The organism is Streptomyces sp. NPDC056628 (assembly GCF_042792555.1).
Lineage (GTDB): Bacteria > Actinomycetota > Actinomycetes > Streptomycetales > Streptomycetaceae > Streptomyces.
Genome location: NZ_JBHTWG010000007.1, coordinates 260,494 through 269,796 on the forward strand (window position 1 = coordinate 260,494; position 9,303 = coordinate 269,796).

The following is a 9,303-nucleotide window of genomic DNA, read 5'->3' on the forward strand; positions in this document are numbered from 1 at the left end:
GGAAAGGGGCTGTTCCATGGAACGGCAGGCAAAGGACATCAGGACGCGTGTGGCTGCCCGCGGCCGAGCACTCCCGGCGGAGATGTCGTGACCGCCCGGGTCGAGTGCGTGGTGACGACCGGCGTCTTGGCGGAGCCGGACGCGGACACCACGCCGATGATGAACAACGTGTGGATCGTCGGTGACGACGAGCAGGCGATGGTGGTCGACGCCGCCCATGAGCCGGACGTCATCGCCACGGCGCTCGGCGACCGCCGCGTGGCGGCGATCGCGTGCACCCACGCACACAGCGGCCACGTCGACGCGGCGGTGGCTCTGTCGGACCTCACCGGGGCTCCGATCATGCTGCACCCGGACGACCTGGAGCTGTGGCGTCGCAGCTATCCCGGCCGTGTCCCCGACGAGGAACTCGTCGACGGCCGGGTGATCGACGTCGCCGGAACTTTTCTGACGGTGCGTCACACTCCAGGGCACACGCCGGGATCCGTAAGTCTCTACGATCCGGCCCTGCACAGCGTCTTCACCGGGGACATGCTGTTCTCGCGCGGCCCGGGAACCATCGGGCCGGAGGACTCCGACTTCCAGGCGATGATCCACTCGATCCGCGAGCGCCTCGTCACCCTGCCCCCCGAGACGGTGGTGTGCCCAGGGCACGGCGACGTCACCACGGTCGGCGAGGTGGGCGAGCGCGTCGAGGACTGGCTCCGCGGCATCGCATGAGAGCGGGAGCTGGGCTGACAACGTGGTGAAGCCCCTGGTAGACGCGTTCTCGACCAGGAGAACCGTCTCCACCAGAGGCTTCACGAGCCCGTTGCGTCCGTCCGGCGTCGACGAAGCAAGGGCGCCCGGTCTTCAAGAGCCGGCCTCGGTCTCGTCCGGTCCGGCTCTGCTTTTGGCCGTGCTCCCGCACCGCTGCGGGATCCCAGCCCTTCGCCCCCATTCCGACGGCGCGGACAACGGACCCCTAGGCCGTCCGACTCAGGCGTTGGGGCGCTTGCCGTGATTGGCCTTCTTCTTCCTACGGGCACGTCGCTTGTTGCCTCGCTTAGCCACGGTGCACATCTCCCTCATTCGGCACTTTCTACGCGTTGATCAGTCTAGATCCGGCCCGCTGTGTCCGCATCAGCGGTGCCGCGGGAGCACCGCGTAGCCCAGCCCTCGTCCCGGAGCAATCACCGGCTTCCGCCGAATGCGGGGGTGGGCCAAAGGCCGTCGCGCTCGATCGTCGCGCCATCCAGTCCAGCGTGTCAGCGCGCGCCGCCGGCGTCGCTCCTCGCGTCTCGGGGAAGCTCGATGTGCTTCCCGGGCGGGACCAGGCAAGCGTCCGTCACGGTGCGGCGAACAAGGCGGGGAAACCGGGCGCGAGCCAGGGCTTGCGCCCCCAGGCGAAGACCTTGCCGCGGGCGATGGCACCGGTGGCAGTGCGCCGGCCCAGTGCGAGCAGGAAGAACGTGATCGGTTCGATCATGATCGTGCAGTCGGGACGGCGCGAGGGCTCGGCGTGCACGGCCACCGTGCCGTTGGTGAACGTCACGGTGAGCCGGGAGAGGCCGCGCACCCTCAGCTCGTAACAGGCACTGTGCCCGTCGGCCGCTCGTACATCGACGACACGGGGCATCGCGGTGATCAGGAACGGCATCGCCAGATCGACCCTGTCACGGTTGATCATGTGCGGTTGGCCGAGTGCCGCCGCGATGTCGTAGCCGTGCCCGAGCATGTGGGTCAGCAGGTAGGAGCTGAGGGTCTCCAAGTCCATGGGCCCCAGCGGTGTCACCGTCGGTGTGTCCGCCGACCGCGGGGCGGCCGCCTCGGTGAAGGCCCGCGCATGCCGGACGATGCCGTCCGCCAGGACGGAGGTGTCGCGTTCGGGGAAGGAGACCAGCGAGGCGGCGTTGGCCGCCGCAAGTCCCCCTGGTGTGCCGTCGCCGTACTGCTGCTCATGCCCGGCGGCAAGGGCGGCCATCAGTTCGTTGGCCAGGACCAGATGCGCCGCTGCCTCTCCCACCGTCCACGCAGCACCAGGAATGGGCACCGTGGCATCGGTACACGACCGGAGCAACCCGGCTATCTCGTCGGCTACGGCACAAATGGCTTCGGACAGCCGCGATCGCGCGGCGGCCTCACGATGAGGGATGGTCATGGAAGTGAAGAGTGGACCAGCCCTCCGCATCTGTCCATCTTTCAATCTTTCCGGATACACCGGTCGACCTGCGAAGCAGTCAGGATGAGGGCTGCGTACAGGGGCCGGCTCAGGCGACCCGGTACCCGGCGCACGCAGCCGCTTGCCGACCGGCCGCCACCCCTTCAGGAAGGAGTGGGCCTACGTGTTCGGCGCGGACGTGTCCAGGGTGCGGTCAGTGCCGCGGTCAGGGAGACGGCGGAGAGGAGCGCGAACAGGTGGACGTAACCGCCGAGGGGTGCGGAGAGCACGGCTCCGGCGAGCGGGGCCAGGGCGGCGGCGGTGGTCACGGGGGCGGCCATCAGCCCTGACAGGCGGCCGTAGTGGGGGCGCGAAGATCGTGGACGCGAGGCCGCCGGCGAGGGTGACCGTGGTGAGGGCCCGTATGTGGTCGGGAGCCCACCAGCGGGTGAGCGCGGCGAAGGCCGGCTGGTAGAAGGTCGAGGCCATCGCGAGCCCGGCCAGTGCCCAACCAGCGGCGAAGGCCCACGGGTTCGGGGCGGTGGCGATGACGACCAGGCTGGTGGTGCCGAGCACCGATCCGGCGGTCATGACCGTGCGCGGGCCACGCCGGTCGAGCGCGCGGCCGACGGGGATCCCAGCGAGCGCGGAGACGATCAGGGCGAGGGAGAAGGCCGCCGTGGTCGCGCTGGTGGGCCAGCCGGTGTCCGCGTCGATCTGCGGGTTCAGGACGGGGAAGGTGTAGTAGACGACGCCCCAACTGGTGATCTGTGTGACGCAGAGGGCGGGCAGGACCGCGCGGGGCCGCGACCGGTCCCCTGTTCCGGTCGCGGCCCCTCCGTCGCGGGTGTACAGGCTGGTCACGAGCCGCAGCAGCCGCCCGCCGGGGCCTCATCGGCAGGTGCCCTCACGCCGAGCTGGACCAGTTGCGGCGCCGGGGCGCAGCAGCCGCCGTCGCCCCGGTCTGCCTCGGGGGCGTCGAACAGCCCTGCCCCACCGCACACCCCGGTTTCCGGGAGGGTGAGTTCGACGCGGTCGGCCGACTCGATGTCACCGGCGATGGCGGCCACGACGGAGCGGACCTGCTCATAGCCGGTCATCGCCAGGAACGTCGGTGCGCGGCCGTAGGACTTCATGCCGACCAGGTAGACGCCCTGTTCCGGGTGGGCCAGTTCACGGTGGCCGTGCGGGTAGACCGTGCCACAGGAGTGCTGGTTGGGATCAATCAGCGGAGCCAGCGCGACCGGGGCCTGAAGCCGCTCGTCCAGGCCGAGCCGGATCTCCGAGAGGAACGACAGGTCCGGCCGGAAGCCGGTCAGCACGATCACCTCGTCCACCGGCTGCAGACGGCGGCCGTCCTCGGCTACCAGGACCAGACGGCCGTCGCTGTCACGCTCGATCGCCTCGGTGCGGAAGCCGGTGACCGCGTCCGCGTGACCGTCGTCCACGGCGGCCTTCGCCGCGAGCCCGAGCGCCCCGCGGGCCGGGAGCTGATCGGCGGTGCCGCCACCGAAGGTCGAGCCGGAGATGCCGCGACGCAGGATCCACACCGCGTGGGTGCCGGTGCCGTCGTCGGCCTCGGCCAGGTCGGCGAGGTGGGCCAGTGCGGTGAAGGCGGAGGCGCCGGAGCCGATGACGGCGGTGCGCTTGCCCGCGTACCGGGCCCGTACGGCCGGGTCCTGGAGAGCGGGCACGCGGTAGGTGATCTTGTCGGCGGCCGCGCGCTCGCCCAGTGCGGGCAGTCCGCTGCCGCCGGCCGGGCCGGGGATCGTCCAGGTGCCGGAGGCGTCGATGACCGCCTGGGCGAACACCTTCTCTTCCCGGCCGTCGGCATGGGCGACGTGGACGACGAAGGGCTGCGCCGCACGGTCGGCGTCGACGATCCGGTCACGACCGGTGCGGGAGACGCCGGTCACCCGGACGCCGGTGCGCACGCGGTCGCCCAGGACGTCGGCGAGCGGCTGCAGGTACAGGTCGGCCCACTCGCCGCCGGAGGGATAGGAGGCCGGGTCGGGCTTGACCCAACCGGTCGGGGCGAGAAGTTTCTCGGCGGCCGGGTCCGTGAGCTCGCTCCACGTCGAGAACAGCCGGACGTGGCTCCACTCGCGTACGGCGCTGCCCGCGGCGGGGCCGGCTTCCAGCACGAGCGGTCGGATGCCACGCGCGACCAGGTGAGCGGCGGCTGCCAGGCCGGCCGGTCCGGCTCCGATGACCACGACGGGCAGGTTCTGCTTTTCCATGACGGCTGTTCCTCGATGTCGTTGCGGCGCCTGCGGGTCAGCGGAGGGGGGCGTGGGCGGCGAGCGCGAGCCGGGCGCCGGCCACGTGCCGAGCGGTGGAGCGAGCCAGAGCGCTCCGGATCCAGGCGAGCATGCGAACCCCCTGTTTCGATTGTTGTCGATGCCCTGTGCGATCGAGGATGGCACCTGTATCGATGGACGTCAACATAGACACTTGTCGAATTCAGGGCCTGGCCCTCCTGGTTCGACATGTGTCAACATAGACATATGTCGAATACCGAGGTGCTGCCGCTGCTCGAACCCGACGGTCGGAGTGCGGCGCCATGCTGCCCGCCGCTGACCGAGCGGCCCTTGAACGCCGCGGAGGCCGAAACGGCCGCCCGTATGTTCAAGGCGCTCGGCGACCCGGTACGGCTCCGGCTGTTCTCCTCGGTCGCCTCGCACGAGGGCGGCGAGGCGTGCGTATGCGACATCTCTGACGTCGGCGTCTCCCAGCCGACCGTCTCCCACCACCTGAAGAAGCTCAAGGAAGCCGGTCTCCTGACCTCCGAGCGACGCGGTACGTGGGTCTACTACCGGGTGGAGCCGTCCGTCCTGGCCGCCATGGGGCAGTTGCTGGTCAAGGCGTCGACCGCGACCTGACCCGGCGGTCCCGGCGGTAGTGGATGCGGCGAGGGGTCGCGACGTACTGGCCGTATGCGTCGAGGTGGCCATCGAGGAGTTCGCGCAACGTGCCGGCCTCCCTATTGGTCGGGCCGACACCGGCCTCGTACCGTCCAGGTCCGCCAGGCCGGGTGGGGCGCCCTCGATGTCGAGGGCGTGGCCGGTGCGGCGCAGGGCGGCGTTCGAACAATATCTGTGGTGGCCGCATGAGAAATTGATGTGGGGAGCGGGGCAGGATTTCTTACCCTTCCGTCGGTTCCAGGATATTGACCCCGCACCGGCCGCTTCGGCGTGCTACTGTCGTTATCAGTTGCAGGTGTGGTTGCCAGAGGAATTGTTTTCCGACGGGGTGATCATCACGGCGACACGGAATGCGCACACGGCGTATTCCTGCCACCGCCTCCGAAGGAGAATAAAATGGCTACCGGTACCGTGAAGTGGTTCAACGCGGAAAAGGGCTTCGGCTTCATCGAGCAGGACGGCGGCGGCGCCGACGTCTTCGCCCACTACTCCAACATCGCCAGCCAGGGCTTCCGCGAGCTCCAGGAGGGCCAGAAGGTGTCGTTCGACATCGCCCAGGGCCAGAAGGGCCCGACGGCGGAGAACATCGTCACCGCCTGACGTCGGCCACCGACGCGTACTTCGCAGCTGGGGCCCGCACCTCTGGGGTGCGGGCCCCAGCTCGCCGTTTTCCCGTAGTTTTTTTCTCATCTCGCTTTTCGGCGATCGCCGTTCGATGGGCCCGTATTGCGCCCGTCCGGCTCGCCCTCTCGACTTTCGGCTCGTTTCGAGATTCTCTGCGCCGCTCCTCTGCTGCGGGAATTCCTTGCTGCGTGCCCTTGATGGAAGGTTCCGCATGCAGCGTGCCCGCACGTCCAGTACACCCCGCACATCCCGCACCCCCGACCGTTTCCGGCGTGGCTCCGGTGCCCGGCGCCCCGCCGGGCGTCCGCACGGCGAGTTCGCGGTGCCGGTGACGAAGACGCCCGCCCTGCCCGCCGTCACGTCGTTCGGCGACCTCGACATGCCCGGACAGCTGATGGCCACGCTCAGCCACGAGGGGGTGTCCGTGCCGTTCCCGATCCAGGGTGCGACACTGCCGAACTCCCTCGCCGGTCGTGACGTCCTCGGCCGGGGCCGCACCGGCTCCGGCAAGACGCTCGCGTTCGGACTCGCCCTCCTGGCCCGCACGGCCGGGCGGCGGGCCGAGCCGCGGCGTCCGCTCGCCCTGGTCCTCGTCCCCACCCGTGAGCTCGCCCAGCAGGTCACGGACGCCCTCGCCCCGTACGCCCGCTCCGTGGGCCTGCGCCTGGCGGCGGTCGTCGGCGGGATGTCCATCGGCCGGCAGGCCGGTGCGCTGCGCAGCGGCGCCGAGGTCGTCGTCGCGACGCCGGGACGGCTCAAGGACCTCATCGACCGGGGTGCCTGCCGCCTGGACGACGTCGGCATCACGGTCCTCGACGAAGCCGACCAGATGGCAGACATGGGCTTCATGCCCCAGGTCACCGCACTGCTCGACCAGGTGCGTCCGGACGGGCAGCGGCTGCTGTTCTCGGCCACCCTGGACCGCAACGTCGATCTGCTGGTCCGCCGCTATCTGAGCGACCCCGTCGTCCACTCCGTCGACCCGTCCGCCGGCGCGGTCACCACGATGGAGCACCACGTCCTCCACGTGCACGACGCGGACAAGCACCGGACGACGACGGAGATCGCGGCACGCGACGGCCGCGTCATCATGTTCCTCGACACCAAGCACGCCGTGGACAAGCTGACCCGGCACCTGCTGAGCAGCGGTGTGCGTGCCGCGGCGCTGCACGGCGGCAAGTCCCAGCCGCAGCGCACCCGGACCCTGACCCAGTTCAAGAACGGGCAGGTGACCGTGCTGGTCGCGACCAACGTCGCGGCGCGCGGCATCCACGTGGACAACCTCGACCTGGTCGTCAACGTCGATCCGCCCAGCGACCACAAGGACTATCTGCACCGCGGCGGACGTACGGCCCGTGCCGGCGAGTCCGGCAGCGTCGTCACCCTGGTGACGCCCGGCCAGCGCCGGAGCATGAGCCGGCTGATGGACGCGGCGGGCATCAGCCCCCGGATCGCGCAGGTGCGCTCGGGTGAGGCGGAGCTGAGCCGGATCACCGGGGCGCAGGCGCCTTCGGGTGTCCCGGTCGTCATCGCCGCGCCCGAGGCGTCGCGCCCGCGCGGTGCGTCCCCCTCGTCCCGCGGCCGACGCGGCCGTACCGGGCGGAGCGGACCGGTGCGGGGCGAGGCCGTGCGCCGGGAGGGCCGGCGCGCACCGGGCGGCCTCGGTTCGGCCGCGTAGAAGGGCCCGGCGGGGCATCACCCAGCCCTGGCCTGCCAGCACCGCCTCGGCGCCCGGCGCCGTGACCGTCCGCCCGCCCCCCTCACCCGCAGGAGCAGCAATGACGACGGCCCAGCAGCAGTACCGGACAGCGCACCGCTCCCCCATGACCGGGGCCGACTGGCGGGACACCGCCGGGCCCCGGGTCCGTGACGACATGACGGTCGAGGTCGCGCTGTCCCTCATGGCCGGCGCCCGCGTCGACCACCTCGTCCTGTGCGACGCGGACGACCAGAGCACGGGCCTCGTCACCCTGGCCCGGCTCGCCGTCCTGCGGCGCAGCCCCGCCTACACGGACCAGGTCCGGCTGCGGGACGTCCTGGACACGCCGATCGCCGCATACGGACGGAGTCGTCGGGACCTCGGCGTCCTCGCGCCCTGACCCGTACGACCTGTACGACCTGTACGCGGAGATCACCACCCCGGACCCGGTGAGGGCCTGCCGACGCGCGTCGGCTGGCCCTCACCGTCGTGTCCCGGCACCGCCCCGCGGAAGGGCGGCGGAGCATCGGGGCGGGCCCATGGTGTTACATGTGTGCGGGGCCCTGGTGCCGGTCGGCGCCGGGCCCCGTGACGCGTTGCACATCGAGGTGACATGGCAGACTCCCCGCTCAGCGACCGGCTGGACGACGACGACTACCCCGCGTACACCATGGGCCGGGCCGCCGAGATGCTCGGCACCACACCGGGTTTCCTGCGCGCGCTCGGCGAGGCGCGGCTGATCACTCCGCTGCGCTCGGAGGGCGGGCACCGCCGGTACTCGCGCTACCAGTTGCGGATCGCGGCCCGCGCCCGTGAACTCGTCGACCAGGGGACGCCGATCGAGGCCGCGTGCCGCATCATCATCCTCGAGGACCAGCTCGAGGAGGCGCAGCGCATCAACGCCGAGTACCGGCGCGCCGCCGAGGAGGAGTCCGGCGGCTCCGAGGCCTGACGCCCGGGAGAGCGGCAGTCAGCCCAGCGGGTTCGTCGTGGCGCGCAGCGTGGACAGGACCGGACCGTACATACGGGCCTTGATGGTGCCGACGGTGTCGCCCGCCTTGTTCACCTGGGCCTGGGCGAGTTCGATCGCCGTGGAGCGTACGGCGTCCTCGGGGACCGCGTGGTCGACGATGCCGGCCGCCGTCGCGTCGGCGCCTCCGTAGCGGCGGGCGGTGACCATCGCCTCGTGTGCCGTCCGGGGCGTCAGCCGGGACTGGATGAGGGCGGACATGCCGGGCGTGAAGGGGATGTTGATGTCCGCCTCGGGCAGACACCAGTAGCCGCGGTCGGAGCGCATCACCCGGAAGTCGTGCGCGAGGGAGAGCATCGCGCCGGCGGCGAAGGTGTGGCCCTGGAGGGCGGCCACGGTCACCAGGGGCAGGGACAGCACGCGCGCGAACAGCTGGTGCACGGAGACGACGTAGTCCTGGTGGTCGTCGGCGTGCGCGGTGAGCCACTCCAGGTCGAGCCCGTTGGACCAGAACTTGCCCGTGGCGGCGGTGACCAGGGCGCGCGGTCCGTCCGCCTTCTCCACCTCGTCGAGGGCGGTGCCCACGGCGGCGATCCAGTCGGGGTGGAAGCGGTTCTCGCCGTCCCCGAGGTCGAGGACGAAGACGTTTTCCTGGCGGTCGAGCGACGGCATGGCGGCTCTCCTTCGAGGCGAGCGGGTGGGGTGAGAAAAGAACGACGACACATGAGCGACCGCTTAGTAACTTATGACGGGCGGCATAGCGTGCGCAAGGGGCGAGGCCCCGCACCGCCGGCAGGCTCCGCAACACCGCCGACCCCCGAAGAACCGACCAGGGGCCCGGTCCGCTCGCGCGGGTGGGGGCCCCGGGGGGGTGGTGGGGGGGGGGGGGTGGGGTTGGGGGGGGCCGGGGCGGGGCCCCCCCAGGAGGGGGGGCCGCGCGGGGGCG

The 9,303-nt window shown here is 71.2% G+C and carries 10 protein-coding genes and 1 pseudogene; 6 read left to right on the top strand and 5 right to left on the bottom strand.

What is annotated here, in order from left to right; all coding sequences use genetic code 11:
* Positions 1–87: 87 nt before the first annotated feature.
* Positions 88–720, top strand: a complete 633-nt coding sequence (locus ACFRAC_RS13135; RefSeq protein WP_382923966.1) for an MBL fold metallo-hydrolase — start codon at positions 88–90, stop codon at positions 718–720.
* Between the two features lie 258 nt (positions 721–978).
* Here ACFRAC_RS13135 and ACFRAC_RS13140 read toward each other — a convergent pair whose 3' ends face one another.
* From ACFRAC_RS13140 to ACFRAC_RS13155, 4 genes and pseudogenes are all read right to left on the bottom strand, one after another.
* Positions 979–1,062 carry a 50S ribosomal protein bL37 gene (locus ACFRAC_RS13140; protein WP_382923987.1) on the bottom strand — a complete coding sequence of 28 codons (84 nt, stop codon included), beginning with the start codon at positions 1,060–1,062 and terminating at the stop codon, positions 979–981.
* Between the two features lie 265 nt (positions 1,063–1,327).
* Complete coding sequence (locus ACFRAC_RS13145) at positions 1,328–2,140, bottom strand: maleylpyruvate isomerase family mycothiol-dependent enzyme (protein ID WP_382923967.1); 813 nt, start codon at positions 2,138–2,140, stop codon at positions 1,328–1,330.
* Positions 2,141–2,506: 366 nt separating this feature from the next.
* Positions 2,507–3,004: pseudogene (locus tag ACFRAC_RS13150) on the bottom strand (MFS transporter); the annotation flags it as partial.
* Complete coding sequence (locus tag ACFRAC_RS13155; protein WP_382923968.1) at positions 3,001–4,380, bottom strand: NAD(P)-binding domain-containing protein; 1,380 nt, start codon at positions 4,378–4,380, stop codon at positions 3,001–3,003. The pseudogene ACFRAC_RS13150 and the gene ACFRAC_RS13155, both read right to left, overlap by 4 nt.
* Before the next feature lie 267 nt (positions 4,381–4,647).
* Between ACFRAC_RS13155 and ACFRAC_RS13160 the strand changes: the two genes are divergently transcribed.
* The 5 genes from ACFRAC_RS13160 (at position 4,648) to ACFRAC_RS13180 (ending at position 8,339) form a co-directional block, all read left to right on the top strand.
* Positions 4,648–5,022 (top strand): ArsR/SmtB family transcription factor, encoded by a 375-nt coding sequence (locus ACFRAC_RS13160; RefSeq protein WP_382923969.1) that lies wholly within the window; start codon positions 4,648–4,650, stop codon positions 5,020–5,022.
* A gap of 438 nt (positions 5,023–5,460) precedes the next feature.
* Complete coding sequence (locus ACFRAC_RS13165) at positions 5,461–5,664, top strand: cold-shock protein (RefSeq protein ID WP_361341148.1); 204 nt, start codon at positions 5,461–5,463, stop codon at positions 5,662–5,664.
* 235 nt (positions 5,665–5,899) lie between these two features.
* Entirely contained in the window at positions 5,900–7,366 is a 1,467-nt protein-coding gene (locus ACFRAC_RS13170; protein ID WP_382923970.1) for a DEAD/DEAH box helicase, read from the top strand.
* Between the two features lie 100 nt (positions 7,367–7,466).
* On the top strand, positions 7,467–7,787 hold the full coding sequence (locus ACFRAC_RS13175; RefSeq protein WP_382923971.1) for a CBS domain-containing protein: 321 nt from the start codon (positions 7,467–7,469) through the stop codon (positions 7,785–7,787).
* 213 nt (positions 7,788–8,000) lie between these two features.
* Positions 8,001–8,339, top strand: coding sequence for a MerR family transcriptional regulator (locus ACFRAC_RS13180; protein WP_382923972.1), 339 nt, complete (start codon positions 8,001–8,003; stop codon positions 8,337–8,339).
* Between the two features lie 18 nt (positions 8,340–8,357).
* Here ACFRAC_RS13180 and ACFRAC_RS13185 read toward each other — a convergent pair whose 3' ends face one another.
* Positions 8,358–9,029 (bottom strand): enoyl-CoA hydratase-related protein, encoded by a 672-nt coding sequence (locus tag ACFRAC_RS13185; RefSeq protein ID WP_382923973.1) that lies wholly within the window; start codon positions 9,027–9,029, stop codon positions 8,358–8,360.
* Positions 9,030–9,303 lie beyond the last annotated feature (274 nt).

What these genes read in the sequence shown, in the direction of transcription:
- ACFRAC_RS13165 (WP_361341148.1), top strand. Translation starts at nt 5,461, where the DNA reads ATGGCTACCGGTACCGTGAAGTGGTTCAACGCGGAAAAGGGCTTCGGC.
- ACFRAC_RS13185 (WP_382923973.1), bottom strand. Translation starts at nt 9,029, where the DNA reads ATGCCGTCGCTCGACCGCCAGGAAAACGTCTTCGTCCTCGACCTCGGG.
- ACFRAC_RS13170 (WP_382923970.1), top strand. Translation starts at nt 5,900, where the DNA reads ATGCAGCGTGCCCGCACGTCCAGTACACCCCGCACATCCCGCACCCCC.
- ACFRAC_RS13180 (WP_382923972.1), top strand. Translation starts at nt 8,001, where the DNA reads ATGGCAGACTCCCCGCTCAGCGACCGGCTGGACGACGACGACTACCCC.
- ACFRAC_RS13175 (WP_382923971.1), top strand. Translation starts at nt 7,467, where the DNA reads ATGACGACGGCCCAGCAGCAGTACCGGACAGCGCACCGCTCCCCCATG.
- ACFRAC_RS13160 (WP_382923969.1), top strand. Translation starts at nt 4,648, where the DNA reads ATGTCGAATACCGAGGTGCTGCCGCTGCTCGAACCCGACGGTCGGAGT.
- ACFRAC_RS13155 (WP_382923968.1), bottom strand. Translation starts at nt 4,380, where the DNA reads ATGGAAAAGCAGAACCTGCCCGTCGTGGTCATCGGAGCCGGACCGGCC.
- ACFRAC_RS13140 (WP_382923987.1), bottom strand. Translation starts at nt 1,062, where the DNA reads ATGTGCACCGTGGCTAAGCGAGGCAACAAGCGACGTGCCCGTAGGAAG.
- ACFRAC_RS13145 (WP_382923967.1), bottom strand. Translation starts at nt 2,140, where the DNA reads ATGACCATCCCTCATCGTGAGGCCGCCGCGCGATCGCGGCTGTCCGAA.